Source organism: Hymenobacter daeguensis (assembly GCF_054780555.1).
On the sequence record NZ_BAAGWC010000001.1, the window covers coordinates 508,572 to 533,799 of the forward strand.

Sequence of the window (25,228 nt, forward strand, 5' to 3'; positions counted from 1 at the left end):
GCCTGATACCGTTTCCAAAGTCAGGCTGCAGTTTCGATTTTCACAAAAAAGCCGCTGCACAACTGTGCAGCGGCTTTTTTGTGAAAATCGAAACTTCGTCAAATCGGCTAGCGGATGATTTCCACCCATCCTTTGTAGGTGCGCCTGGTGCTGGCAAAATCCGCAAACTCCACCTCGGCCAGGTAGTAGTACACCCCGTCCGACACCCTGGCCGCCGCGCCCCCGCTCTCCCCGGCCGGCCCGCCTCCGTTCCAGTTGATGAGCACCGGGTCGTCGGCCGTGGTCGTGTTCTCGAATACCTTCACGCCCCAGCGGTTGAAGGCCTGGAACCGGATGCGCCGCACCGGGCTGTTGTTCCTGGGCCGGAACACGTCGTTCTGCCCGTCCCCGTTGGGCGTGAAAATGTTGGGCAGCTTAAAAAACAGGCAGTTGTCCTGGCACGCCACGTTGCTCGTGTCGCTCACCGCCCCGCTGCCCGCCACGGCCTGCACCGCGTAGCAGCCCCCCGAAAAACTCAGGTTCGGATGGGTAAAGCTGGTTTGCGCCGTGCTGCCCAGGTACGCGAAGGCCCCCGTCGGCGTGGGCCGGTAGTACACCCGGTAGCTCACCACCCCCGCCCCGTCGCAGCCCGCCGGCGCGCTGCCCACGCTCCAGCGCAGCCGGTTGCTGTACTGCCCCCGCAGCCCCGGGTATTCCGGCAGCCCCGCCAGGCTGTCGCAGTTCGTCGCCAACAGCGTCAGCACCGGACGACACGGCGGCGTGTTGAATACGATGCATTGCTCCTGGCTACGGTTTGGCAGCGAGCTCAGGAACGGGAAGCCGGCGTAGCGCCCGATGGTCTGCACGTAATAGCAGTAGTTCTGGCCCTTCACCAGCGCCGGGTCGCTGTCGGTGTAGCTGCCGCCGCCAGCCGTGCTGCTGGCCGTGCCGATGCGCACATACCCGCCCGTGGTGCCCGTGCGCCGGTACACGGCCGTCGCCTGGGCCGTATTGTCCCAGGGCACATTGAAGGCCCAGCTCAGGGCAATGGCCGTGGCCGTGCGGTTGGGCACGGCGCTGAGGCGCACGCTGCTGGCCGTGGGCGAGGTTTCGGTCATGGTAGCCCCCGCGCCGGCCGGGAACGTGCGGACAAAGTCCAGCTTGTAGGTGTACTGCTTGTCGAGCGTGTTCAGGTTTGTATCCGTGTAGCAGGTGTCCGTCAGCGAAGTGCGCGTGGCCACTACCGCGAAAGCACTGGCGGCCGGATTCAGTCCCTCGGCCCGCGAGAGCACATAGCTCGGCGTGCCGTCAAACGCTGCCCCCGTGGCCGTACGCGGCTGTGTCCAGCACACCTGCATCTGCCCCGTGCCGGCCTGCGTGCTTTCCACGTCCACCTTCGTCAGCATCGCCCCGCGCCCGGCAATCAGGCCGCAAACTTCGGCCGAGGCAATGCTCTGGCCGGCGGCCGGCAACGGAAAGTCGGCGTATATCCGGTAGCAGTACGTCTGCCCCCGGCTCAGCCCCTGCACCGTCCCGCTCGCGTCCACCCCGTTGTCGGTGAACGTGCTCGTGCCCACCGGCACCGTGCCAATCCGCACGTACCCCGCCGAGGCCGGAATGCCCGTCTCGCACGGCCCCGGCACAAAACCCGACGGGTTCACCTTCCGGTAGATGTGCATCTGCGTGGCGTTGGCGCACTGGTACGTGTTCCAGCTCAGCACCATGCTGTTCGGGTTGCCCCCGCTCCCCACCACCGGCGTCGCCCGAAGCCCCTGAGGCGCCGGGCCAACAACCGTGATGCGCCAGACCTTTTCGTCAATCAGCGGTGGATTCGTTGTGGTTGGCCCGGTGGGCGAGTCCTGAGCTTTGAAAGTGACCTGGTAGGGCAGCCGGGCCACGTTGCTGCAATCGGTGCGCCAGGTGAATGTGCCCCGCGCCTGTGGTGGGCCGGCGGCCGACTGCACAAACGTGGCCGGCGGGATGATGCCCGAGTAGGCAAACAGCGAAACCGGCGTTTGCTCGGCACCAACGCCCCCGTCGGTAGCCGTGACATTGCCCGTAACCGTCTGGCCAGCCACCACGCAAATGTCCTGCGGCACGGTAATGGTGGGGCGGATATTGCTGGTGGCGGCCACGATAATCTGCATGTCACGTATCACCTCCCCAATCAGGGTAGAGGTGCCATTGGGCAGCCGGCGGCGCTCCTCCACCACGAAGGCTACGTTATAAAGGCCCACCGCAACCGGAGCATTCCAGGTAATCTGGCCGGTGTTGGGGTCCATGACGAAAATGGCGGGGTTGCCGCCGGGGTCTGACGGCACGCCCCCATAAGGCACTGTAACCGGATTGGCCGCCACCGAGGGGTCGTTGGGCAAGCGGTAGTTGGTGCAGGGCACGGGCACGGGCAGATTTGTGCCGGTGCCACCGGCGCTGCCGGTGCACGGCGGGCCCACCGAGCCGTCAATGCCGGCGGGAACCTGCTGGCAGCTCAGCAGCCGGTAGCGCAGCGAGTCGCCGTCGGCATCGTAAGCAGCAGGGTTGTGCAGAAAAACCTGGTTCACGCCGGCGCGGTCAATGGCCGGCGCCGTGAGCACTACTCCGCGGTTCTGGCCCAGTGCCGGGTCAATCCGAATGGCGGTGCTGATGTAAAACGACTGCGTTTCCGAGAGCGACATATTCAGCACCCCACGGTTGCGCAGCTCTCCAATGAAGCTGACCACAAACCGGCCAACGGAAGGAAACGTGTGCTCGAAAAAGTAAACGTTGATGCTGGTATCGGGGCTGCCCGGCACCGGGCGCTTGGATGCGCGCACCACGCCATCTTTGCAGCTTGAGGTGCCATCACCGAAAAAAATGGTGGCCGTGGGCTGGTCAACCATCGAACTGTTATCGGTGTACAGAATCATCTTGAAGAAAATCCGGCGCGGGTTGTGCAGGGCCGTCGTATCCACCTTGGCCTGAATATCGCCGGCGCGAATGTGCGATGCCCGGGCCACCTGCGGCCCCCAGCCAGCCATGAGAAACAGCAGCAGGGCCGCAGCCCGCATCATGGCCTTGTTCTGAAACAGAAGAAATTGTAGCATACCTACTTGGCTAGCAAGAAAAAAGATATAGAGGTGAGGCAAGCCCCCGTCCCATCAATAACGCCTGACCGGTCCGGTTTCGGAGCGCCAATAATGTTGGTGGACAGGGCGTGCCCACCCGGGTTTATTTAACGATGCCGGCAGTGGATAGATTCACTAAGCCCTCGCAATGTTTTCGAAACCCGACCAGACCGGCAAGAAACAAGCCCTTCCGTTGTCCGGTTAGCCAGTGGGGGCTACCTTTGAGCCTTTAAACATACCTCTTCACATCCCCAGTTTGGCAACTTTATGAGTTGGATATCCAAAACATTCACCAGCAGCATCGGCCGGAAGATTATTATGGCCATTACGGGCCTGTTTCTGTGCTCGTTCCTGGTGGTTCACCTCATTGGCAACCTGCAACTTTTCAAGCACGACCAGGGCGCGGCATTCAACACCTACTCCCACTTCATGGGCACCAACCCCATCATTCGCACCATCGAATGGGGTCTGGTACTGGGCTTTGGCTTCCACATTTTTGAGGCCCTCGTACTCACCCGCCGCAACAAGGCTGCTCGCGGCGCCCAGGGCTACGTGAGTAACCACTCCGAGCAGAACAGCGAGTGGACCTCGCGCAACATGGGCATTCTGGGCAGCATCATCCTGATTTTCCTGATTGTTCACCTCTACAACTTCTTCTGGCGCGCCCGCTTCGCCGGCGACCTGCCCAAGATGGGCGGTGCCGACCCGCTGACCAGCGACTACGACAACCTGTACCTGGCCGTGGTGTCTTCGTTCCACATCTGGTGGTACGTGCTGCTCTACGTGGCCGCCCAAATCAGCCTCGGCTACCACCTGTGGCACGGCTTCCGCTCCGGCTTCCAGACCTTGGGCCTGAACCACCGCAAATACACGCCGGCCATTACGTACGTCGGCTATGCTTTTGCCGTGGTGGTATCGGCCGCTTTTGCTGCCATGCCGCTGTATTTTTTCCTCTTCACCAATGCCCAGGGCGAGCTGGCAGCCAATGCCCCCGCTCTGCTGCACGCCGTGGCTGCCGCTTTCTAATTTGCTGACGAGCAATAAACCGCCGGCGGGCCGCAACACCTGCCCGGCCCGGCTGTTTACTTGCTGATTCTCATTCCATCACTCCGTCGCTACTATGCTGTTGGATTCCAAAATTCCCGAAGGCCCCCTCGCCGAAAAATGGGACAAGCACAAGTTTAACGTCAAGCTCGTGAACCCCGCCAACAAGCGGAAGTACGACGTGATTGTGGTCGGCACGGGCCTGGCCGGCGGTGCCGCCGCCGCCTCGCTCGCCGAGCTGGGCTACAACGTGAAGGCCTTCACCTACCACGATTCGCCCCGCCGTGCGCACTCCATCGCCGCACAGGGCGGCATCAACGCCGCCAAGAACTATCAGAACGACGGCGACTCCGTATTTCGCCTGTTCTACGACACCATTAAAGGCGGCGACTACCGCGCCCGTGAGGCCAACGTGTACCGCCTGGCCCAGGTATCGGTAAATATTATCGACCAGTGCGTGGCCCAGGGCGTACCCTTCGCCCGCGAATACGGCGGGCTGCTGGCCAACCGCTCGTTCGGCGGTGCCCAGGTGAGCCGAACCTTCTACGCCCGGGGCCAGACCGGCCAGCAGCTGCTGCTGGGTGCCTACTCGGCCCTGAGCCGCCAGATTGCCTACGGCAAGGTGAAGATGTACACCCGCTCGGAGATGCTCGACGTGGTGATTATCGATGGCCAGGCCCGCGGCATCGTGACCCGCAACCTGGTGAACGGCGAGATTGAAACCCACGCCGCCCACGCGGTGGTGCTGGCCACCGGCGGCTACGGCAACGTGTTCTACCTGAGCACCAATGCCAAGTATTGCAACGTAACGGCGGCCTGGCGCGCCCACAAAAAAGGCGCGTTCTTCGCCAACCCCTGCTTCACCCAGATTCACCCCACCTGCATTCCCGTAAGCGGCGACTACCAGTCGAAGCTCACGCTGATGTCGGAATCGCTCCGTAACGACGGGCGTGTGTGGGTGCCCAAAACGGTGGAAATGGCTGAGCGCGTGCGCAAAGGCCAGGTTAAGCCCCAGGACATTGCCGAGGATGACCGGGACTACTTCCTGGAGCGTAAGTACCCTGCTTTCGGCAATCTGGTGCCGCGCGACGTGGCTTCGCGCAATGCCAAGATGATGTGCGACGAAGGCCGCGGCGTAGGCAGTACCGGCCTGGCGGTGTACCTCGATTTCTCGGAGATTATCAAGCGCACGGGCGCAGAAGCAGTGAGCCAGAAGTACGGCAACCTCTTCGATATGTACGCCAAAATCACCGACGAGAATCCGTACGAGATGCCAATGCGCATCTATCCGGCGGTGCACTACACCATGGGCGGCCTGTGGGTGGACTACAACCTGCAAACCACCGTGCCCGGCCTGTATGCTACCGGCGAGTGCAACTTCTCCGACCACGGCGCCAACCGCCTGGGGGCTTCGGCCCTGATGCAGGGCCTGGCCGATGGCTACTTCGTAATTCCCTACACCATTGGCGATTACCTGGCCCAAACGCCGCCCAAGCCGGTAAGCACCGACCATCCGGCTTTTGCCGAGTCGAAGGCTTTTGTGCAGGCCCGCACCGAGCAGCTGCTCGCCATCAAAGGCAACCGCACGCCCGACCAGTTCCACAAAGCGCTGGGCCACATCATGTGGGAATACTGCGGCATGGCCCGCACGGCCGAAGGACTGAAGCACGCCAAAGCCGAGATTCAGAAGCTGCGCAAGGAGTTCTGGAGCGACGTGAAAGTGGTGGGCACCGGCGAGGAAATGAACCAGGCCCTGGAAAAAGCCGGCCGCGTAGCCGACTTCCTGGAGCTGGGTGAGCTGATGGTGGACGACGCCCTGAACCGCAACGAAAGCTGCGGCGGCCACTTCCGCGAAGAGTACCAGACCCCCGAGGGCGAGGCCCTGCGCGACGATGAAAACTACGCCTACGTAGCCGCCTGGGAGTATCAGGGCGATAACCAGCCCGAGAAGCTCAACAAGGAAAACCTGGTGTTCGAAAACGTGAAGCTGACCCAGCGCAGCTATAAATAGATAATAGACATGAGACGTTAGACATGAGCATGGAGCATGGCTTTGCCGCTTTCTCCATGCTCATGTCTCATGTCTCGCACTTCTCATAAAAAGATGGCCGGTTCCAATCCCAACGCTAAACCGATGAACCTGACCCTGAAAGTATGGCGGCAGCCCAACCGCCAGGCCCAGGGGAATATTGTGGAGTACCACGTGAAGGACATTTCGCCCGATATGTCGTTCCTGGAAATGCTCGATGTGCTGAACGAAGACCTGCTGCACGCCGGCCAGGACCCGGTGGCGTTCGACCACGACTGCCGCGAAGGCATCTGCGGCTCGTGCGACCTGTTCATCAACGGCCGCTCGCACGGGCCGGAGAAGGGCACCACCACCTGCCAGCTGCACATGCGCAAGTTCTCGGATGGCGACACCATCACCATCGAGCCCTGGCGGGCGCAGGCTTTCCCCGTCAACAAAGACCTGAGCGTGGACCGCTCGGCCTTCGACCGCATCATTCAGGCGGGCGGCTACGTGAACGTGAACACGGGCGGCGCGCCCGACGGCAACGAGATTCCGATTCCGAAGGAGATTTCGGACCGGGCCTTCGAGGCGGCCACCTGCATTGGGTGCGGAGCCTGCGTGGCGGCCTGCAAGAATGCGTCGGCCATGCTGTTTGTATCGGCGAAGGTGTCGCAGCTGGCTTTGCTGCCGCAAGGCCAGGTAGAGCGCAAAACCCGCGTCGAAAACATGGTGGCCCAGATGGACAAGGAAGGCTTCGGGGCCTGCACCAACATCGGCTCGTGCGCCGCCGAGTGCCCGGTGGGCATCTCGCTGGAAAATATTGCCATCCTGAACCGCGAGTTCCTGGCCGCTAAAGCCACCTCAAATAACCTGGCATAAGCTGCAAACCAGCCTCAAGAGAAAGCCCCGGCAGTAGCTACTGCCGGGGCTTTCTCTTGAGGCTGGTTTGCAGCTGAAACGATAATCGGTTATGCCGGCTGAATGGCATCCAGCGCCTGCAGGTCGTCGGCTGAAAGACGGATATCGGCAGTTTTCATGTTCTCCTCCAGGTGCTTCACTTTGGAAGTGCCAGGGATGAGCAGAATGTTGGGCGAATGATGCAGGAGCCAGCTCAGGGCAATTTGCTGGGGCTTCACGCCGTGCCTGGAGGCCAGCTGGTCGAGGGCTTTGAGGGCATTGGCATTGCCGCCACCCAGCGGATACCACGGGATAAAGGCGATGTGCTGCTCGCGGGTATAGGTTAGCTCGGCTTCCCATTTGCGGTTCTCGACGCTGTACATATTCTGAACCGACACCACTTTTACGAACTCCTGGGCCTTTTTAATGTCGGCCACGCTCACTTCGGAGAGGCCGATGTGCTTGATGCGGCCGTCCTGCTGGGCTTTCTGCAGGAATTTCAGCGTGTCTTCAAACGGCACGTTCGGGTCGATGCGGTGCAGCTGGTAGAGGTCAATCTGCTCTACTTTCAGGCGTTTGAGGCTGCCGTTGAGGGCTTCTTCGAGGTGCTTGGGGCTGGCATCGACGGGCCACTGGTTGGGGCCGGTGCGGAGCAGGCCGCCTTTGGTGGCAATGATGAGGCCTTTTGCATAGGGGTGCAGGGCTTCGGCAATCAGCTCTTCCGATACGTGGGGGCCGTAGCTGTCGGCCGTGTCGATGAAGTTGACGCCCAGCTCCACGGCCCGCTTCAGCACGCGGATGGATTCGTCGTGGTCGGCCGGCGGGCCCCAGATGCCGTCGCCGGTGATGCGCATGGCTCCGTAGCCCAGGCGGTTAACAGTAAAATCGCCGCCGATGGTGTAGGTGGCGGGGTAGGTTTCGGGGGTGGTTGACATGGTGAATTGGCTTGGTGTTCTTGTTCCCAGAGCGGTTTTGCTGCAAGGCTTTATAAGACAATTCCGAGGTGCAATTGTTTGCCGAACAAAGCCCCATCGCCCTTGCTACTTCACTCGCAGCTTCGGCACCAGCCACACCACCAGCCCTCCCAGCAGCGCCACCACGGCAAACGACCAGCGCAGATTGGCGGCTTTGGCCACAAAGCCCACCAGCGGCGGCACCATCAAAAACCCGAAATAGCTCACCGTGGAAACCGAGGCCAGCGCGGCCCCGGCACGCAGCGGATTGGCCTTGCCCACGAGGCCAAACACCAGCGGCACCACGCACGACACCCCCAGGCCGGCCAGCACGAAGCCCAGCCCGGCCAGCAGCAGGGTGGGAAACGCAGCGGCCAGCAGCAGGCCGGAAGTCATGAGCACACCGCTGGCCTGCAGAATGCGTCGGGTGCCGAAGCGGCCCACCAGCCCATCGCCGAGGAAGCGGCCGGAGGTCATGGCCACCATGTAGAGGGTGAAGCCGACGGCGGCCAGCGCTTTGGGCGCCTGCACGGTCTGGGTGAAATACACGCCGGTCCAGTCGTAGAGCGTGCCTTCGCAGGCCATGGAGGCGAAGGCGATGAGGCCGAATTTGAGCACCGGCTTTTCGGGCCAGGAGAAAAAGGACCGGGCGGCCGGCGGCGACGGCGGCAGGGCCAGTGTACCCGGGAAAAACAGAAACGCCAATGCCGTCAGGACCATCGACACGCCGACGAAATGCGTGGTGGTGCCCACATCGTTTTTAATCAGCAGCGTGCCCACGCCGGCCGCCGCGAAGCCCGCCACGCTCCAGATGCCATGAAACGTGGCAATGATGGGCCGGGCAAACATGGTTTGCACACCCACCGACTGCGCGTTGACTGACAGGTTGAGCAGATTGCGCGAGCAGCCGAAGCAGAACAGCAGCGCCGCCAGCTGCCAGGTGTGCGCCGCAAACCCCAGCAGCCCCAGCGCCAGGTTGTAGAGCACGGCCCCCACCAGCATCACCTGCCGGCTGCTGAAGCGCTGGAGCAGGTGGCCGGTCACGGGCAGGGTCATCATGAGGCCGGCGGGCAGGGCCAGCAGCACGGCCCCGAGCTGGGCTTCATCGAGCCCTAACCGATGCTGAATGAGCGGAATGCGCGAAGCCCAGGTAGCAAACCCAAAGCCCGACACAAAGAAAAACAGCGCCACCGCCACCCGTGCCCGCACCGGCGAAACGACGGGCATCACCAACTCTTCCACTTCGCTCATAACGCCCGCAAAAGTAGCGCCGCCAATGGCGCGGGCCTACTTTTGCCCCGTGCCTTTCCTTTCCGACGCCCGCCGCCTGCCGCTCATCTTCGCCATTATTCTGGTCGATGTCGTTGTGGGTGCGGCTATCGGGCCGGTAATGCCGGAGTTTGTGCGCGGGCTGCCGCAGGCGCAGCTCTGGCTGAGCGTGGGCACGGGCATCTTTCTGGGCGTGCAGCTGTTTTCGGCCCCGCTGCTGGGCCGGCTGAGCGACGGCTACGGCCGACGGCCCATTTTTATCTTGTCGGCGGTGGGCACCCTGCTGGCCAACACGCTCCTGCTGCCCGTGCGGGCAGCGCTGTACTTCACCAACCGCGTATCCGACGGCCTTACCAATGGCATGTACGCCACGGCGCGCTCGGCCATTACCGACGTATCGGCACCGGAGCAATTGTTTCGTAACCAAGGCATTGAAGGCGCAATCATTTCGCTGGGCTTCGTGCTGGGGCCAATGGCGGCGGGCCTGCTGCTCACGGTGTTGCGCGTGCCGCCGGCCCTGCAAGCCACCTACGTGGTGCGGCTGGCCGTGGCGCTGGCCGCCCTCAACGTAGGGCTGAGCCTGCTGCTGCCCGAAACCCACCTGCAGCGCAACGGCGTGCGCGGGGCCGAGCTCCGCGCCGAGCTGGCCCGCAGCGTTAACCCGCTCACCCTCTGGGCGCGGCTGCGAACCAAGGACGCGGCCAACCCCGGCATCCGGCGCATTGTGCTCACGCAGGTGGCGCTCACGCTCAGCACGGGCTATTATTTCTACTTCGTGCCCTTCGTGAGCCTCGGTCCGCTGCGCCTCGATGCGCAGGGCATTTCCTACCTGTTCATGTTTTTCGGGGCGCTGAGCGTGGGGCTGAACTACGGCTTCTTTACCTTCTTCGCCGACGGCCTCAACCAGCGCCGGGCGGTGGTGTGGCTGGCGGCGCTGGGCGTGCCCGTGCTGCTGGGCTACGGCTTGGTGGGCACATCGAAAGCGGCATTTTACGTCTTCGTTTTTCTCGATTGCTGCACGCTTTCGCTCATTCAGGGCCTGCTGGAAGGCCGCCTGGCGCGCCGCACCACCGAGGCCGACCGGGGCGAGATTTTCGGGCTGAATCAGGCGTTTCAGTCATTGGCCAGCGTAGCCACCACGCTGGTGTTTGGTGGGCTATCGGTGCTCGATTTGCGGCTGCCGTGGCTGTGGTTTGCGCTCTGCCTGGCAGCGGTGGCCCTGCTGGCAGCCCAGCGCCAGCCATCGAGCAAGAAACTACGCCCTCAGGAGCAAAGCGGGGCTTGACAACCAGACGGATTCATTGGCATAATCCAAATAAACTCACATTAAATCATTCCCTCGAAAAGTGTTTGGCGGCATTCGCTATCAGCGGATAAACCCGTATGAATCGCTGTGCTGACCTCGTGTGCATTGCACAGGCCCGCACGCCACTCAAATTCTGCTTATCTTGCATCAGCCACCACATTTCCTTCGCTTCTAGCTTTCGTCTAAATCACCCCCGCCTTCAGGCCCTCACTATTGCTGAGCAGTAGCATTGTTTCTAAAACAACGGCCGGCTCTATCCGCTCGCTTCTATCCCCTGTTCGCCCGTATGAAATTCCCTCCTGTATTCGCGCTAACGCTTATTTTGGCCACTGGCACGGCCCATGCCCAGCAGCGTGCTGCCACACCGGCCGCGCCGGCCGTGTCTCCGGTCATCAACCAGGCCGCACCGGCTCAGACACTCCCCCCAAACTCGCCCAACGAGCTGGACTGCCGGGTGCTGACCGGCCGCGTAACCGATGCCATGAACCACCCGCTCATGGGGGCCACCATCATGCTACGCAGCCGCAGCAAGGGCTTCAACGCCGATGCCTTCATCACCAACGCGGAGGGCCAGTACATTGTCACGTCCAAACAACCCATTCCGCGCAATACGGTGTTGGAAATATCGGCCGGCGGCTACAATACTTACGTGTTGCCGCTGGAAAACTGCCGGCCTGTTGATGCGGCGCTGGAACCGCTGCCCGGCACGCGGTTTAAGTCCGATGGCCGCATCAAAAAGACCAGTGCTACGGGCAAGATTCACTAACCCTGGCCGGTGGCTAGCTGGCGGCTGCGGCAGCCACCGCTTTCAGAAAAGCATAGGCCGTTTGGGGATGGCAGATGTCGGAATGGCCGCTGATGTAGGTGTCGGCCTTGAGGTTGCTAATCTGGCCGGGGCCGAAGGCATAGGCAAAACCCACGTCTTCGAGCTGGCCGTTGGTGGCCTCGGTGGTTTTTTGGGCCCCGTTGCTGCCCAGGCCGCCAAATTTATCGTTGGCATCGCCCAGCCCCTGCCCTACCTGGCCCGCCAGGCGTGAGGCCAGTGGGTACATGGTGCCCACGGCGCTGTCGTTGCGGGTGTGGCTGACTACGATGGGGCCGGCCACGAGCCCGTCGCTCACCACGCGGCGGAAAAAGCCGGCGTGGCCACCGTTGTCGTAGCTGCCCGAGAAGCCGTAGTGCGAGAACGCGCCCTGCAGCAGCGTCATCGAACCGACTGGCACGCTGTGCCCGGCATCGGCCCCGGCTACGGCAGCCGACAGCAGCCGGCAGCCGAAACTGTGGCCAACAAGGTGCAGCCGCACGGCCGGCAGCTCCTGCCGCACGCGGCGCAGCACGGCATTCACGCCGCCCTGGCCCACGGTGCCGGCGCGGTCCTTCATTTGGTAGTAAGTGGTGAGGTTGAGCACGTTCATGGCCGCCGCTTTGATGCCGCCAAACAGGCTGCTGCCGATGCCGGCGGCGTGGTCTACATCGGGCAGCGGGGTAGTTGGGGAGGTGTTCAGGCGGCTGTCATCGGGCAGTTGCAGGTCGGTGGCGGGGGGCGGCACGCTGAGGGTGGCAAACATATCGGTGCCCGGCATAGCCATGAAATCGGTGGCCGTTTCCAGGCCCGGCGTGGGTGGCGCGGGCGGCAGCACTTCTTTCAGCAGCTGGGCAAACTCGTTCTGGGCGGGGTCGTTGTCGAGCTGCGGCACCAGCGTTTGGGCGCGCGCGAGCTTGGCGTCGGCATCGGGCGCATCGAAGGTGCCTTTGAGGCGCTCCAGCTCGGCCACCAGCATGGCGTTGGTGATGGGTGAGTCGAAGCCGGCCGCGCCGCTGGGAATCAGCTCGGCATCGGCAAACTTTTTGGATGGCCAGAGCACGCCCATGGCCACAAAGCGGCGGCCGGCCAGGCCCAGCGGGTGCTGCGCATCATCGAGCAGGGGCCGCACGCAGCCGAGGAAACGCTCGTACAAATTACGCGCTTCGGCCATGTCGTTATTCCAGCCGTGCGACAGGACGATGAGGTCGGTGGCTGCTTCGGATTGCAGGCCGGCCAGCAGGGCATCGGCCTGGGCGGGTTGGGCCGGGCTGCCGTCTTTGGCAAACTCGACGGGGAAGTACGGGAATCCCTGGATGGTGTCCATTGCAGAAAGGGTGAGAGGTGAGAAAAATCAGACGGCCTGAATGGCCCGCATCAAATCGACGAGGCCACTGCCCTGGAAATACTTTTCGCGCTTGAGGTCGGTGGCGGTGCTCGTGAACAGCTCCTTCACCTGCCCGGGCCGGCCGATGAACTCGCGCCGGATGGACAGAAACGCCGCAATGGCCCCCGATACGTGCGGCGCGGCCATGCTCGTGCCGCTGTCCTCCACGTAGTCGCAGGCCAGCGGCGGGGTTTGGGCGGCCATGTCCTGCCGGGCTTTGCCGGCCGCGCAGGAGAGGATTTTTTCGCCGGGCGCCACCAGGTCGGGCTTGGCGCGGCCGTCGCCGGTGGGGCCTTTCGAGGAGAAGTACGACACGCCGTACACGTGCGGCATGTCGCGGTGCGTCGAGCCCACGGTGATGGCCAGCTCGGCATTGCCGGGGTCGTTGATGGTGAGCGGCATCCCGGCCGATACCACGCCGTTGAAGCGGCTCTGGGCCACGCCGTAGCCGGTGTTGCCGGCCGCCACCACCACCACCACGCCGGATTTTACCAGCCGGTCCACTTCCACGCACAGCGGGCTCTGGCCGCAGGCAAACCATTCGGGGTCGAAGGCATAGCCCACGCTCATGTTCACGCCGTGCACCAGCAGGCGGCGGCCGTAGCCGTTCAGCTCCTGAATGAGGGTGATGGCCGCAATCAGGTTGCTCACGTTGCCCTTGCCGTTGGCATCCATCACCTTCAGGCTAAGCAGCTTGCACTTCGAGGCCATGCCGCTTAGCTTGTTGGTGTTCACGGGCACGTAGGTGATTTCACCCATCTCGCTGCGGTTGCGGTTGTAGGCGCGCGGTGGCGCATCCTGGCCCCAGCGCCCGCCGATGATGCCGGCTACGTGGGTGCCGTGGCCCATGCCGTCGGTGAGGGCGGTGGGCGGCTGGCCCTCGGGCGCGGGCGGAGCGCCGGTGAAATCGGTGTGCTCCAGCGGCTTGTCAACCTTGAGGTTGGCTTCGGCCTCGAAGTGCGGGTGGGTGCCGTCGATGCCCGAGTCCATCACGGCCCACACAATGCCGTCGCCATACGCGCCGTAGGAGGCGTGGGCCGCGTCGCACTTGATGGTGGCAATGGACTTGTTCATCTGGGCCACAATCTCGAAATCGGCCCAGACGTGGTAGATGGCCCGGGGGCCCTTGCTCATGGTGCTGTCGGCGGCGGGCACGCCTTTGTGGTCGCCCTGGTCGGCGGCCACCAGGTCCAGCACCGTGCGGGCTTCCAGCTCGGCGAAGAAATACTGCTGGTTGTACTTGTTTTTGGGGTCCTGGTCGCCCAGGAAACCGGGTTCCAACTCCTTTAGCTTGGCTATTATCCAGTCCCGCGCCTCGGTGCGCCCGCCCGGGTATTCCAGGTTCAAATCGATGATGATGTGGAAGCGCTTGGGCGGCAGCATGACCTCGCTGCTGAGCTGGCCCACGCTGCCGGCCGGCTCGCTGGCCAGCCGGTCGAGCCGGTTCTTCTCGTCAATGAGCTGCTGGCGGAGCGGCATGGCAATGGTGCTGGAAAGCAGCACGTCGCGCAGGTGCGACACTTCGGGCGGGGTATCGGCCATACAAAAAGCGGTTAGGTAGAAACCAACTAAGCCGGCGATTTCCGGACTGGCAATATTAGAAATAATCCCTCAATAAATATAATATACAATATAAAGCATACGTAAACAATCCAGCGAACAGCAGCCCGGCTTACTGCGCCTGCGCCACGGCAACCTCGGCCGACTGCCGGAAGGCGGCGGGCGTGAGGCCGGTTTTGTCTTTGAACAGGCGGCTGAAATAGGAAGGGTTGTCGAAGCCGAGGTGAAAGGCGGTTTCGCGAATGCTCAGCGACGTGCCCAGCAGCAGCTGCCGCGCTTTTTCGAGCAGCGCGTGGTGCAGGTGCTGCTGGGCGCTCTGGCCCGTGTGCGTACGCAGCACGTCGCCCAGGTAGGCGGGCGACACGTGCAGGGCGTCGGCAAAGTGCTGCACGGTGGGCAGGGGCTGCTCGGCGGCGTGGTCGAGGTAGGTGGTGAGCAGGGCTTCGAAGCGGCTGAGCAGGTCGGGGCCGTGGGCCGGCTCCTGCGGAAATTGCCGGTGGTAGGCCCGGCTGGCGTATTGCAGCAGCACGTCGAGCTGGGTGCTCAGCAGTTGCTGGCTGAAGGCATCGGCCGGCTGCTCGCTCTCGTGGCGCAGGCCGGTGAGGGCGTAGGTCAGCAACTGGTCTTCGGCGGGAGACAGCGCCAGGGCCTGCTGCACGCGATACCCGAAAAACGGGTAGCCGCCCGACCGGCGGGCCAGCAAATCGGGATGGAAAACCACCATCCAGCCCTGCGGTGCGGGCGGCGCGGGCACGGCGGGGCCGCCCGGCGGGCAAAACTGCACGGGCTGGCCGGGGGCGTAAAACCCCAGCACGCCCTCCTTGTAGTCATACACCTGCTGCCCGTAAGGCAGCTGGCCGTGAAAATGCCGCTTCAGCACCACCAGGTAGAGGTGGCGCAGGGCGGGGCGGGCCGGGAAATCCGATACCGGGTATTGCGCCAGGTCGATGACGGTCAGGAGCGGATGGGCGGGCTCGGCAAAGCCGTAGTGCCGGGTAAAATCGGCCACCGAGTTCAGGACGGCAAAGCGTTCCGCAGTAGGTTTCATGCGATGGGTTGGAAATAGATATCGGGTAAAGCCCTGTCATCCTGAGCGAAGCGAAGGACCTTATCACGCTTGCAGCGGTTGATTAAGCAAACTGTTCTACGGTGATAAGGACCTTCGCTCCGCTCAGGATGACAGTGGATTACTAAACACAGCAACCGCGCCGTAGTTGTAGCTGCCAACATTCCGTTTCGACCCATGCCAACGCTTACCAGCCAGCAGCCGATACCCGTCTATCCCTTCAAGCCCGACTCGGCTACCGGCAACCCGCTGTTTCACATCGTGCGCTCCGAGGCGCGGGTAGCCTGCGAAGACGGCCTGCTGCTGCCGCACCGCAAGGCCTATTACATGCTGGTGTTTGTGAAGCATCATCGCGGCCGGCACTGGGTCGATACCGTGCCTTACGAGCATCAGGACAACACGCTGTACTTCTCCGACCTCCGCCAGATTCAGGTGAAGGAGGTGCTGGCGCCGTTCTGGGGCACTTCGCTGCAGTTTACGCCCGAGTTTCTGGCCCTGCAGCAGCACGCCGGCCTGCGCGAGCTGCCCATTCTGCAGAACCCGCACCACGGGCACGAGTTGCGCCTCACGGCGGCCGACGGCGCGTTTGTGGACGAAATGCTGGCGAAGATTGAGGCCGAATACCAGCAGCCCGGCGAGTGGCAGCACCGCATGCTGAGCGCCTACCTCACCGTGCTGCTCACCTACCTGAGCCGGCGCTACACCGAGCAGTATTCGGCCGACGAGCCTTCGGCCGACCAGCGGCTGCTGGAAACGTTCCAGGCCAAAATTGAGGAAAACTACCGCGAGCTGCACGAAGTGGGGGCCTATGCCGCGCTGCTGCATATTTCGGCCGGCCATTTGAGCGAAGTGGTGAAAGCGCAGAGCGGCAAGTCGGCCATCAAGCACGTGCACGACCGGCTGGTGCTCGAAGCCCGGCGGCTGTTGTTCTACACCCCGCAGTCGCTCAAGGAAATTGCCTTCGACCTCGGGTTTTCGGACGCGTCCTATTTCAACCGCTTCTTCAAGCGCGAAACCGGGGCCACGCCGGCCGAGTACCGCACCAGCATCCGCAAAATGTACCAGTAATACCGCAGAATGGGTGCCAGCCTCGCCGCCCGCGCCCAGGACCTTTGTGCTGTTCATTCAGATGACCATCACAACCATGAAAAAAGCATTCATCACCGGGGCCAATCGCAGCATTGGCTTCGAAGCCGCCCGCCAATTGCTTCAGCAAGGCTACTACGTGTACCTCGGCAGCCGCGACCTGCAAAAAGGCCGGGAGGCCGCCGACCAGCTGAAAGCCGAAGGCCTTTCCGAAGTCGAGCCCATCGAAATCGACGTGGCCGACAGCGCCTCCATTGCCGCCGCCCGCAAAACAGTAGGGCAGAAAACCGACGTGCTGGACGTCCTCATCAACAATGCCGGCATCAGCGGCGGCTTTCCGCAGCCGGCTTCAAGCACCAGCATCGACACCATCAAAGAGGTGTTCAATACGAACGTGTTTGGGGTGATTGAGGTGACGCAGGCCTTCATCGACCTGCTGCGCCACTCGCCCGAGCCCCGCATCGTGAACGTGACTTCGGGCCTGGGCTCGCTCACGCTGCACAACGACCCCACCTGGCCGTTCTATGCGGTGAAAGGAGCCGCGTACCCGCCCTCTAAAACTGCCCTGAATGCCTATACGGTAATGCTGGCCTACGAGCTGCGCGATACGCCCTTCAAGGTGAACGCCGTGTGCCCTGGCTACACTGCCACCGACTTCAACCACCACAGCGGCCCCGGCACCATCCCCGATGCTGCCGCCCGGCTGGTGAAAGCCGCCACCCTCGGCCCCGATGGCCTGACCGGTCAGTTTTTCAGCGACGATAACGCGCCGGAGACGGGCATCAGCCCCTGGTAGGAAGTCCGCCAGTTTGTAGGGGCGGGGCTTGCCCCCGCCCGAATCGGTCGGTTTCGTCAGTGCGATTCCGGTCAACGATTCGGGCGGGGGCAAGCCCCGCCCCTGCTTTTTTTATCTAAGCGCGTCCAGCTCCTGCATGTCCTGCGCCGTGAGCTGGATGGTGACTGCCCGCATGTTCTCTTCCAGATGCCCGATGCTGCCGGTGCCGGGAATGGGCACGATGTTGGGCGCGTGGTGCAGCAGCCAGCTCAGGGCAATTTGCCGGGCCGAAGCCTGGTGCCGCGCTGCCACCTGCTCCACCGTGGCCATGTCCTGCACCATGCCCCCGCCGATGGGAAACCACGGAATGAAGGCAATGCCCTGCGCGCGGCAGTAATCCAGCACCGGCTCCGAAGCGCGGTTGAAGACGCTGTACATGTTCTGCACCGAGGCTACCGGGAAATGCTGCTGGGCCAGCTTAATCTCCTCAACCGAGACTTCGGACAGGCCCAGGTGCCGCACCAGGCCTTTTTGCCGGGCTTCGGCCAGGAAGGTGAACGTGCGCTCGGCGGGTACGCGCTGGTCGATGCGGTGCAGCTGGTAGAGGTCGATTTGCTCGCGCCTGAGCCGGCGCAGGCTGCCGTGCAGCGCCTCGTGCAGGTGCTGCGGGGTGCCGTCGAGCAACACGCCGGCCGGCGGCTGGCCGAAGCTGACGCAGCCGCCCTTGGTGCCGATGACCAGCCCGGCGGCGTAAGGGTGCAGGGCTTCGGCAATCAGCTCTTCCGAGATGAAGGGGCCGTACATGTCGGCCGTGTCGATGAAGCTGACGCCCAACTCCACCGCCCGGCGCAGCAGCGCGAGCGTGGCCGGGCGGTCGGCGGGCGCGCCCCAGGCGGGCTGCGCCGTGAGGCGCATGGCCCCGAATCCGAGTCGGTTGACGGGTAAGTCGCCGCCAATTGAGAAAGTGGGTTGCGTTGGCAATTCGTGGTTCATTGCGAAAAAATCGGTTGGGGATGAGTAGCTGCCCGGGCAGCCGTTGTGAGTGGCAAAGGTCTGAGCCCGAGCCCACGGGCGGCTTATACAAATTCCGGTTTGTGTGGCACGAATCGCAGCATAGCCCGGCCGGCGGACTTCCCCTGCGCTCATCCGGCAGGTATGGCTTCCGGGCCTCCTGGTCGATTCGCAGCCCTACGTGGCCGATTTCAGTTCGCGCTGCACGGCCGGCGGGGTAGTTTCGGGCGTTTCCTTCTCAGCACCATTCCTTTTTCCTATCCGAGGCACCCTTACGCCATCCGCGCCGTCCGGCCGCGGCTTTTTGTTGGACCAAGCTTCCCGGGGTATGAAAAATTTTGAAATCATTGTGTCGTTGCTGGGCGTGCTGAGCGTACTGGCCGTGCTGGCCAATCGGTACAAGCTCCCCTACCCCGTGCTGCTGGTGGGCGCGGGCCTGCTCATCGGCATCGTTCCCGGTGTGCCGGTTATCCGGCTGCACCCCGATGTGGTGTTTCTGCTGTTTCTGCCGCCGCTGCTCTACGATGCCAGCGCCACCGTGTCGTGGCACGAGGTGAAAGCCCATCGGGGGCAGATTTCGCTGCTGGCCATCGGGCTAGTGTTTTTCACGGTGGGCGCGGTGGCGTGCGTGGTGCATTTCGGGCTGCCGGGCTTCGGGTGGCCGGTGTCGTTTGTGCTGGGCGCCGTGCTGGCCCCGCCCGATGCCGTGGCCGCCGCCGGGGTCACGCAGGGCCTGGGGCTGCCGCGCCGCCTCACCACCATCCTCGAAGGCGAAAGCCTGGTGAACGATGCCTCGGCGCTCATCGTGTTTCGCTACGCGCTGGGCGCGGTGCTCAGCGGCTCGTTCGTGTTCTGGGAAGCGGGGCTGCATTTCGTGCTGATGGGCGTGGGCAGCCTGGCCCTGGGGCTGGCGGTGGGCTACGCATTCAGCTGGCTGCACCAGCGCGTGGCCGACCCTACCGTGACAACGGTGCTGACGCTGCTGGTGCCTTTTGCAGCGTATCTGTTGGGCGAGCACCTCAACCTCTCCGGCGTGCTCACGGTGGTGACGGCGGGCCTGTTCATGGCCTGGCACGCCCACAAAATCTACCCGGTGCAGGTCCGGCTGCAGAAAAGCAACTTCTGGAAAGTGTTGATTTTCGTGCTCAACGGCTTCGTCTTCGTGCTCATCGGCCTGCAGCTGCCGGCATTGCTGCAGGCCAGGGCTTTGGGTGCCTATCAATGGTCGTTCCTGCTCGGCTATGGCTTGCTGCTGAGCGCCGTGGTGCTGCTGGTGCGCTTCGTGTGGCTGTTTGCGGTGGGCTACGTGGGCTTTCGCTACCGGCGCTGGCGCGGCCGGCGGCAGCCCCGCGCCGGCCGGCAGCGCAAGGAGCTGGCGGTGCTCTCATGGGCGGGCATGCGCGGCGTGGTTTCCATGGCTACTGTTCTGACCATTCCGCGCACGCTGCCCGGCGGCCAGCCGTTTCCGCAGCACATGGTGCTGGTATTCTTCACCTTCTTCGTACTGGTGTTTACGCTGCTGCTGCAGGGCATCACGCTGCCCTGGCTGGTGCGGCGCCTGCGCCTGCAGGCCCCGCCCTCCAAAGCCCAGGCTGCCGCCCGCAATCTGCGGCAGGCCCTGGCCCAACGCTCCCTGGCGTTCATCGACCAGACGCTGGCGGCCGAAACGCCCGCGTGGCTGGTGCAGAACCTGCGCGGCGCTTTTGCCGGGCCGCAGGCCGGGCTGGAAGCGGCCGTGGCTTCGCTCGACATTGCGCCCCGGCCGACGGCGTCGGGCACGGCGTTTCAGCAGGTGCTGCGCCACCACCTGGCCGTGGTGCAGGCCCAGCAAACCTTCCTGGTCGAATGGCGGCAGCGCGGCACCTTTGCCGAGGAAAGCATTCACCATCTGGAGCAGGAGCTTGATATCGTGGTGCTGGCCCTGGAGGCCCAGACGGCGGCCCTGGCGCGCTAACCAACCGCTCAGGCGAACGGGAAGCCCGGGCCGCCTGCTCATCACACAACAGCAGACATTATACGCATGGAAAATAATCAGCAGCAATGGTCCCGACGCAGGTTTGTGGCCACCGTAGCCGGGGCGGGTGCCCTGGGTTTATTGAAGCCGTGGGCAGCATGGGCGGCTGATGCGCCGGACCCGCGGGTGGCCGCCATTGTGGCCAAAACCATGGGCATCGACACGCACAACCACGTTGATGTGCCGCTCAGCGCCGCCGATTTGCCCGGCCCTGCACCCGACCTGGCCGGTGAGCTGAAGAAATCCGGCCTGACGGCCATCTGCATGACTTTCGCCGTCGATTACCAGCAGCTCCGCAACCCCGGCGAAGCCTACGACCGGTTTCTGAATGGCTTAACCGCCATGGACAAGGTACTGGCAAGCAACCGCATGAAGCGGGCCCTGAACCTGTCCGACCTCCGCGCCGCTCATCAGCAGCGCCAGCCCGTTGTCATTCAGTCGGTGGAGGGCGCGCACTTTCTGGAAGGCCAGCTGGACCGCCTCGGCGTGGCCTACCGGCGCGGCGTGCGGCACCTGGGGCTGCTGCACGACAATGATGCATCGGTGCCCCTGGGCGATGTGTACACCAACCCCGCCCGGTGGGGCGGCCTCACCCCGCTCGGGGCCGATGCCATTCGGGAATGCAACCGGCTGGGCATTCTGGTTGACCTGGCCCACGCCAGCAACGACACCCTGAACGCCGCCCTGAAAGTGACCACCCGGCCCGTGCTCATCTCGCATACCGGCCTCGACACCCAGCTCGGCAGCAAGCCGTTTATGGCCAACATGATGCGGCCCCGGCTCATCAGCAAGGAGCAGGCGAAAATCGTGGCCAGTGCCGGCGGCGTGATTGGCGTGTGGACGCACCTGGCCGACACGCCGCTGGAATACGCGCAGAATATTCGCGCCCTGGTTGAGGTCGTCGGCATTGACCACGTCGCCCTCGGCACCGACACTAAAATGACGCCTCCCTACCGGGCTCCCGGCAACCCCGGCCCCAAACCGGGCGCACCGGGCCCGCCCCACGACCATAACGGCCAGAAAGACTCCGGCAACGAAAAAGGCGGTGGCCGGGCCGGCGAGCGCACCAACAACGCCTGGCAGGACCAGCAAACTGGTTTCTACTACGCCGTGGTGGACGCGCTGCTCAAAACCGGCTTTACCGGGGAGGAGATTGGCAAGGTGGGCGGCGGCAATTTCTGCCGGGTATTCGATGCGGCCACGGCTGCCCGTCGGTAATGCCGGCGGCAGTAGCTGCGCGGGCAAAAGTGTTGCGCGCGCGGCAGCGAGGTTCTTCGGCCACCTAAGCAGCGGCCGGCTTACCTGGCCCGATGGGCTGCACGAATACGTGCTTCACGTCGGGGTGCGCGGCCTGGATGGCGGCGCACAGCCGCTCCACGGTTGCGGTGAGCTGGGCGGCGGGAAGCGCGGCCTCAAACTCCACATTCAGCACCAGCAGCAGCTCGTGGGCGCTGAGGTAGGACGAGAGCGGCGGCGCGGTGCGGATGATGACGGCTTCGGCCTGAACCAGCGCGGCAATCTGCTGGAGCACCTCGGCAGCAGCAGGCTCGCCCAGGAGCAGGCTTTTGGTTTCGCGCAGCAGCAGCCCGGCTACCACCAGCAGCAGCAGGCCAATGAGCAGCGACGCCACGCCATCGAGCACCGGCAGGTTGAGCTGGTGGCTGAGCAGCACCCCCAAAAAGGCAATGACAAGCCCCAGCAAATCAGAAGCATCCTCAAACAGCACCACGAACGTGGAAGGGTCTTTGCTGGCCCGAAAAGCCGACCAGAACGACTGCCGCCCCCGCTGGGCGTTGAAGGCGCGCCGCGCCACCAGAAACGACGTGCCATCGAAGCAGAAAGCCAGGCCCAGCACCACGTAGTTCCAGGTAGGGCTTTGCAGCGGCGCGGGGTGCCGGATGTGCTCAATGCCCTCGTAGAGCGACAAGCCGCCGCCAATGGCGAAGATGAAAACCGCCACGATGAAGGCCCAGAAATACAGCTCGCGCCCGTAGCCAAACGGCCGCGACGCATCGGCCGGCTGCTGGCTTCGGCGCAGCCCGAGCAGCAGCAGCCACTCGTTGGCCGTGTCCACCACCGAGTGAATGGCTTCGGCCAGCATGGCCGAGCTGCCCGTGAACCACGCCGCCACAAACTTGATGGTGGCAATGGCCAGATTGGCCCCCAGCGCCGCGATGATGGCGAGTTTGGAAGAGGATTTGGCGGAATCAGACACGCGTCAGAACGAATAAGCGGCTTACGGTTTGTCTTCCAGCTGCGCCACTGCGTTGGCTTTGCCTTGCAGCGGGTCGGCCAGGTCCTGGCCCTGCCAGTCGCCGCGTCGGTACCAGAGCAGCGCCAGCGTGGCCGCCAGCACGTTGGAAATCACAAACGACCACCACAGGCCATGAAAGCCCAGCGCCGTGTGCTGCGACAGGTACCAGGCCACCGGAAACTGAAACACCCACACGCCGATGATGGTCAGCATCATGGCGGCCAGCGTGTTGCCCGACCCGCGCAAGGCCCCCGACACCGACTGCTGCGCCCCCGTGAAGCACAGGCTGAAGACGGCAATGCGCACGAACTCTACCGCGTCGCGGCTCACGGCCTCATCGCCTTTGAGGAAGAAATTGACCAGCGGCACCGCCGCCAGGTAGCCCGCCAGGCCCACCACCAGCAGCCCGCCAAAGCTGATGGCAATGGCGTAGTTGGCCGTGCGAATGGCGCGGGGCATGTTGCGGGCGCCAATATTCTGGGCCACCAGCGTGGAGCAGGCCAGCGAAATACCCAGCGCCGGAATGATGCCCAGCGCCAGAATGCGCGACCCGATGCCGTAGGTGGCCAGCACGGTGGTGCCGAACGCAGCGGCCAGCACCGTCATCATCGACAGGCCCAACGCCCGCGCCGACAGCTCGATGGACGAGGGAATACCCAGCTTCACGGCCCGCTGCATGAGCGCGAAGTCGGGCCGGAAGCCTTTGAACGAGAGCTGGATGCCCGAGCGACCGCGCAGTAACACGGTCATGCCCACGGCCACGCTCAGCACCTGCGTCACCAGCGTGGCCATGGCCGCACCCGCCACCCCAAGGCCCGGCACCGGCCCCCAGCCGTAGATGAAAAGCGGGTCGAGCAGAAAGTTGAGCGCCAGCGTGCCGATGTTGATGTAGAGCGGAATCCGCACCTCGCCCACACCCCGCATCAGCGCCTGAAACATCAGAAAGCCAAAGTTGAACACCAGCCCCAGAAACAGGATGCGCTGAAACTGGTCGGCCTGCGCGAAGATGTCGGGCCCCACCCCAATCAGCCGCAGAATGAGCGGCGAGCCCAGGTGCGCCACCACCGTGAGCACCAGCGCCAGCCCGGTTTCGAGCACCAGCGTTTGGGCGGCAATGTGGTTCACCATGGGCAGGTTGCGGGCCCCGTAGTTCTGGGCCACCAGCACCGAGCCTGCCACCGAAAAGCCCGAGCCCAGCGCAATCAGCAGGAAATTGATGGGGAAGCTCACCGCCACCGCCGCCACCGCCCCGGCCCCCAGCCGCCCCACCCAAAAGGCATCCACCAGCTGGTAGCCGGTCTGGAGCAGGTTGCCGAACACGATGGGCAGCGCCAGCGTGAGCAGCGCTTTCAGGATGGAGCCTTCGGTGAGGTTGGGACGGGAGCGGGCGGCGGCAGGAGTCATACTGCCGCAAGTACGGCCAGGGCCGGCGTTTGGCTGCCGCGCCGCCTGCCATCCTGAGCAAAGCGAAGGACGACAATCGCAATAAAAAAAGCAGCCCGCCGGCGAAAACGCCAGCGGGCTGCTGTGGTAGCCGGCGCTGCAAAAACTACAGCAGGTCGGCCGTGTGGGCCTTCATGATTTGACGGGCCTGGGCGAGGTTGGTGTCGCGGGCGTTCACGGCCAGGTACACAAACTGGTCGCCTTTGGGCGAAAGCTTCAGCAGGTGCAGCTGGTCGGTCAGGGTCAGGAGGATGTCCTGCACGGTCTGGTTCAGCTTCAGGGCTGCGATGGCTTTCAGCTTGGCTTTCACCACTTCGGTGTTGTAGGCGGCGGCCGTTTCGATGTCGAAATCGGAAATATTGGAATGCGAAGCCAGCGGCATGCCGGTTTCGGTTTCAACTACGGCTACGGCCAACAGAGTGGGCAGTTCGGCCATGATGTCTTTAACAACTTGTTTGGGAGTGGTTGCCATAAAAATGGTTTTTAAGAAAAGAATTGGGGTTGTGAAAAAAATTTAAGCAATGGCGCCGAGTGAGGCCGCTCAGCTGGTGTGTCGGCGCATGATTTCCTTGGCGATGCCCAGGTTGGCATCGGCCGTGTGCACGGCCAGGAAGCAGTACCACTTGCCGTCGTTCATGGGGCGCAGGTGGTGCAGCTGGTCTTCCAGCATCACCGATATATCGGTAAGCGGGCCGCCGGCCCAGGCTTTGGCCGCCAGCGCATCGTCCATGATGCGCAGCAGCTTGGCGTTGCGCAGGCTAATCTGGTTGGGGTTGTAAGCAGCACTGACCGTGTAAGACGCCACCACGCGCCCCGACTGCGTGTTCACCACACAGGCCATGAGCAGGTCGGGCAGGTCGTGCAGTAGGCCTTCGATTACTTCTTTGGAGCGCTTTGCCATTTCATCGTCGGTTGCTACGGTCACTTTTCTTAAGGGCAGTCGATTGAAAAACGGTAAGTTCATAGGATTCAATAGCGAGGGTATTCCGACGGTGCTTTTCTGGTCCGGCTATGGCAGCCCGGCCTTTCTGCTTCCCCCCACCCGGCCAGCCAAAAAGGTCAGACAAGAGGAAGCAGGTTTTTCGGGAAAAGCACTCGGCAATACAAGGGCTTCCGCAATTTCCCTTTTCGCAAATCCCGGCAGCGGCCGGCACGAAACTGGAGTTGTCGAAGCAGGCTAATCAACGCGGGCCACTGGTTGGTCGCCCGTATCCTTACTCAGAGCATGCTGCCGCCAAAACAGAGTGTCCCGAAAGGAAATTAGCGG

The 25,228-nt window shown here is 63.4% G+C and carries 21 protein-coding genes; 10 read left to right on the forward strand and 11 right to left on the reverse strand.

The annotated features are described in order from the left end of the window. Positions 1–107: 107 nt before the first annotated feature. Positions 108–3,062 (reverse strand): T9SS type B sorting domain-containing protein, encoded by a 2,955-nt coding sequence (locus ACYVHT_RS02190; protein ID WP_460547483.1) that lies wholly within the window; start codon positions 3,060–3,062, stop codon positions 108–110. Positions 3,063–3,350: 288 nt separating this feature from the next. Here ACYVHT_RS02190 and ACYVHT_RS02195 point away from each other — a divergent pair, with 288 nt between their 5' ends. From ACYVHT_RS02195 to ACYVHT_RS02205, 3 genes are all read left to right on the forward strand, one after another. Further along, on the forward strand, positions 3,351–4,109 hold the full coding sequence (locus ACYVHT_RS02195; RefSeq protein ID WP_460547485.1) for a succinate dehydrogenase cytochrome b subunit: 759 nt from the start codon (positions 3,351–3,353) through the stop codon (positions 4,107–4,109). 94 nt (positions 4,110–4,203) lie between these two features. After that, a complete protein-coding gene (locus ACYVHT_RS02200) occupies positions 4,204–6,138 on the forward strand; it encodes a fumarate reductase/succinate dehydrogenase flavoprotein subunit (RefSeq protein WP_460547487.1) in 1,935 nt (644 codons plus the stop codon). Positions 6,139–6,261: 123 nt separating this feature from the next. Beyond that, the gene (locus ACYVHT_RS02205; RefSeq protein WP_460548058.1) at positions 6,262–7,017 is read left to right on the forward strand and encodes a succinate dehydrogenase/fumarate reductase iron-sulfur subunit; all 756 of its coding nucleotides are present in this window, start codon (positions 6,262–6,264) and stop codon (positions 7,015–7,017) included. Positions 7,018–7,106: 89 nt separating this feature from the next. On the opposite strand, the gene ACYVHT_RS02210 is transcribed toward ACYVHT_RS02205, so the two are convergent. Further along, positions 7,107–7,970, reverse strand: a complete 864-nt coding sequence (locus tag ACYVHT_RS02210) for an aldo/keto reductase (RefSeq protein ID WP_460547489.1) — start codon at positions 7,968–7,970, stop codon at positions 7,107–7,109. A 105-nt stretch (positions 7,971–8,075) separates the two neighbouring features. After that, positions 8,076–9,239: an MFS transporter gene (locus ACYVHT_RS02215; protein WP_460547491.1), complete on the reverse strand. Its 1,164-nt coding sequence runs from the start codon at positions 9,237–9,239 to the stop codon at positions 8,076–8,078. Between the two features lie 49 nt (positions 9,240–9,288). On the opposite strand from ACYVHT_RS02215, the gene ACYVHT_RS02220 reads away from it, so the two are divergent. Both ACYVHT_RS02220 and ACYVHT_RS02225 read left to right on the forward strand, forming a co-directional pair. Beyond that, on the forward strand, positions 9,289–10,542 hold the full coding sequence (locus tag ACYVHT_RS02220) for an MFS transporter (protein WP_460547493.1): 1,254 nt from the start codon (positions 9,289–9,291) through the stop codon (positions 10,540–10,542). Between the two features lie 307 nt (positions 10,543–10,849). Further along, positions 10,850–11,329 carry a carboxypeptidase-like regulatory domain-containing protein gene (locus ACYVHT_RS02225; RefSeq protein WP_460547495.1) on the forward strand — a complete coding sequence of 160 codons (480 nt, stop codon included), beginning with the start codon at positions 10,850–10,852 and terminating at the stop codon, positions 11,327–11,329. A gap of 13 nt (positions 11,330–11,342) precedes the next feature. Here ACYVHT_RS02225 and ACYVHT_RS02230 read toward each other — a convergent pair whose 3' ends face one another. The 3 genes from ACYVHT_RS02230 to ACYVHT_RS02240 form a co-directional block, all read right to left on the reverse strand. Continuing rightward, on the reverse strand, positions 11,343–12,692 hold the full coding sequence (locus ACYVHT_RS02230) for a hypothetical protein (RefSeq protein ID WP_460547497.1): 1,350 nt from the start codon (positions 12,690–12,692) through the stop codon (positions 11,343–11,345). Between the two features lie 27 nt (positions 12,693–12,719). After that, positions 12,720–14,294: a S8 family peptidase gene (locus ACYVHT_RS02235; RefSeq protein ID WP_460547499.1), complete on the reverse strand. Its 1,575-nt coding sequence runs from the start codon at positions 14,292–14,294 to the stop codon at positions 12,720–12,722. A 130-nt stretch (positions 14,295–14,424) separates the two neighbouring features. Then, positions 14,425–15,360 carry a helix-turn-helix transcriptional regulator gene (locus tag ACYVHT_RS02240; protein ID WP_460547501.1) on the reverse strand — a complete coding sequence of 312 codons (936 nt, stop codon included), beginning with the start codon at positions 15,358–15,360 and terminating at the stop codon, positions 14,425–14,427. A 195-nt stretch (positions 15,361–15,555) separates the two neighbouring features. Here ACYVHT_RS02240 and ACYVHT_RS02245 point away from each other — a divergent pair, with 195 nt between their 5' ends. Then, positions 15,556–16,446: an AraC family transcriptional regulator gene (locus tag ACYVHT_RS02245; RefSeq protein WP_460547503.1), complete on the forward strand. Its 891-nt coding sequence runs from the start codon at positions 15,556–15,558 to the stop codon at positions 16,444–16,446. Positions 16,447–16,522: 76 nt separating this feature from the next. Further along, the gene (locus ACYVHT_RS02250) at positions 16,523–17,260 is read left to right on the forward strand and encodes an SDR family oxidoreductase (protein WP_460547505.1); all 738 of its coding nucleotides are present in this window, start codon (positions 16,523–16,525) and stop codon (positions 17,258–17,260) included. A gap of 111 nt (positions 17,261–17,371) precedes the next feature. Here ACYVHT_RS02250 and ACYVHT_RS02255 read toward each other — a convergent pair whose 3' ends face one another. Beyond that, positions 17,372–18,232, reverse strand: a complete 861-nt coding sequence (locus ACYVHT_RS02255; protein WP_460547507.1) for an aldo/keto reductase — start codon at positions 18,230–18,232, stop codon at positions 17,372–17,374. Positions 18,233–18,578: 346 nt separating this feature from the next. Here ACYVHT_RS02255 and ACYVHT_RS02260 point away from each other — a divergent pair, with 346 nt between their 5' ends. After that, entirely contained in the window at positions 18,579–20,204 is a 1,626-nt protein-coding gene (locus ACYVHT_RS02260) for a cation:proton antiporter (protein ID WP_460547509.1), read from the forward strand. A gap of 66 nt (positions 20,205–20,270) precedes the next feature. After that, the gene (locus ACYVHT_RS02265; protein ID WP_460547511.1) at positions 20,271–21,482 is read left to right on the forward strand and encodes a dipeptidase; all 1,212 of its coding nucleotides are present in this window, start codon (positions 20,271–20,273) and stop codon (positions 21,480–21,482) included. A 64-nt stretch (positions 21,483–21,546) separates the two neighbouring features. On the opposite strand, the gene ACYVHT_RS02270 is transcribed toward ACYVHT_RS02265, so the two are convergent. The 4 genes from ACYVHT_RS02270 to ACYVHT_RS02285 all read right to left on the reverse strand — a co-directional run bounded on the left by ACYVHT_RS02270 (position 21,547) and on the right by ACYVHT_RS02285 (position 24,862). Then, positions 21,547–22,479 carry a cation diffusion facilitator family transporter gene (locus tag ACYVHT_RS02270; protein ID WP_460547513.1) on the reverse strand — a complete coding sequence of 311 codons (933 nt, stop codon included), beginning with the start codon at positions 22,477–22,479 and terminating at the stop codon, positions 21,547–21,549. 21 nt (positions 22,480–22,500) lie between these two features. After that, entirely contained in the window at positions 22,501–23,922 is a 1,422-nt protein-coding gene (locus ACYVHT_RS02275; RefSeq protein ID WP_460547515.1) for an MATE family efflux transporter, read from the reverse strand. Between the two features lie 145 nt (positions 23,923–24,067). After that, a complete protein-coding gene (locus ACYVHT_RS02280; RefSeq protein ID WP_460547517.1) occupies positions 24,068–24,433 on the reverse strand; it encodes a hypothetical protein in 366 nt (121 codons plus the stop codon). A gap of 69 nt (positions 24,434–24,502) precedes the next feature. Continuing rightward, a complete protein-coding gene (locus tag ACYVHT_RS02285) occupies positions 24,503–24,862 on the reverse strand; it encodes a hypothetical protein (protein ID WP_460547519.1) in 360 nt (119 codons plus the stop codon). Here ACYVHT_RS02285 and ACYVHT_RS02290 point away from each other — a divergent pair. Further along, the gene (locus ACYVHT_RS02290) at positions 24,846–25,142 is read left to right on the forward strand and encodes a hypothetical protein (protein ID WP_460547521.1); all 297 of its coding nucleotides are present in this window, start codon (positions 24,846–24,848) and stop codon (positions 25,140–25,142) included. The genes ACYVHT_RS02285 and ACYVHT_RS02290 overlap by 17 nt on opposite strands. Positions 25,143–25,228 lie beyond the last annotated feature (86 nt).

Coding starts and splice junctions, on each gene's coding strand:
- ACYVHT_RS02255 (WP_460547507.1), bottom strand. CDS start 18,232: ATGAACCACGAATTGCCAACGCAACCCACTTTCTCAATTGGCGGCGAC.
- ACYVHT_RS02245 (WP_460547503.1), top strand. CDS start 15,556: ATGCCAACGCTTACCAGCCAGCAGCCGATACCCGTCTATCCCTTCAAG.
- ACYVHT_RS02265 (WP_460547511.1), top strand. CDS start 20,271: ATGGAAAATAATCAGCAGCAATGGTCCCGACGCAGGTTTGTGGCCACC.
- ACYVHT_RS02240 (WP_460547501.1), bottom strand. CDS start 15,360: ATGAAACCTACTGCGGAACGCTTTGCCGTCCTGAACTCGGTGGCCGAT.
- ACYVHT_RS02225 (WP_460547495.1), top strand. CDS start 10,850: ATGAAATTCCCTCCTGTATTCGCGCTAACGCTTATTTTGGCCACTGGC.
- ACYVHT_RS02275 (WP_460547515.1), bottom strand. CDS start 23,922: ATGACTCCTGCCGCCGCCCGCTCCCGTCCCAACCTCACCGAAGGCTCC.
- ACYVHT_RS02235 (WP_460547499.1), bottom strand. CDS start 14,294: ATGGCCGATACCCCGCCCGAAGTGTCGCACCTGCGCGACGTGCTGCTT.
- ACYVHT_RS02230 (WP_460547497.1), bottom strand. CDS start 12,692: ATGGACACCATCCAGGGATTCCCGTACTTCCCCGTCGAGTTTGCCAAA.
- ACYVHT_RS02195 (WP_460547485.1), top strand. CDS start 3,351: ATGAGTTGGATATCCAAAACATTCACCAGCAGCATCGGCCGGAAGATT.
- ACYVHT_RS02250 (WP_460547505.1), top strand. CDS start 16,523: ATGAAAAAAGCATTCATCACCGGGGCCAATCGCAGCATTGGCTTCGAA.
- ACYVHT_RS02190 (WP_460547483.1), bottom strand. CDS start 3,062: ATGCTACAATTTCTTCTGTTTCAGAACAAGGCCATGATGCGGGCTGCG.
- ACYVHT_RS02260 (WP_460547509.1), top strand. CDS start 18,579: ATGAAAAATTTTGAAATCATTGTGTCGTTGCTGGGCGTGCTGAGCGTA.
- ACYVHT_RS02285 (WP_460547519.1), bottom strand. CDS start 24,862: ATGGCAAAGCGCTCCAAAGAAGTAATCGAAGGCCTACTGCACGACCTG.
- ACYVHT_RS02280 (WP_460547517.1), bottom strand. CDS start 24,433: ATGGCAACCACTCCCAAACAAGTTGTTAAAGACATCATGGCCGAACTG.
- ACYVHT_RS02210 (WP_460547489.1), bottom strand. CDS start 7,970: ATGTCAACCACCCCCGAAACCTACCCCGCCACCTACACCATCGGCGGC.
- ACYVHT_RS02200 (WP_460547487.1), top strand. CDS start 4,204: ATGCTGTTGGATTCCAAAATTCCCGAAGGCCCCCTCGCCGAAAAATGG.
- ACYVHT_RS02215 (WP_460547491.1), bottom strand. CDS start 9,239: ATGAGCGAAGTGGAAGAGTTGGTGATGCCCGTCGTTTCGCCGGTGCGG.
- ACYVHT_RS02205 (WP_460548058.1), top strand. CDS start 6,262: ATGAACCTGACCCTGAAAGTATGGCGGCAGCCCAACCGCCAGGCCCAG.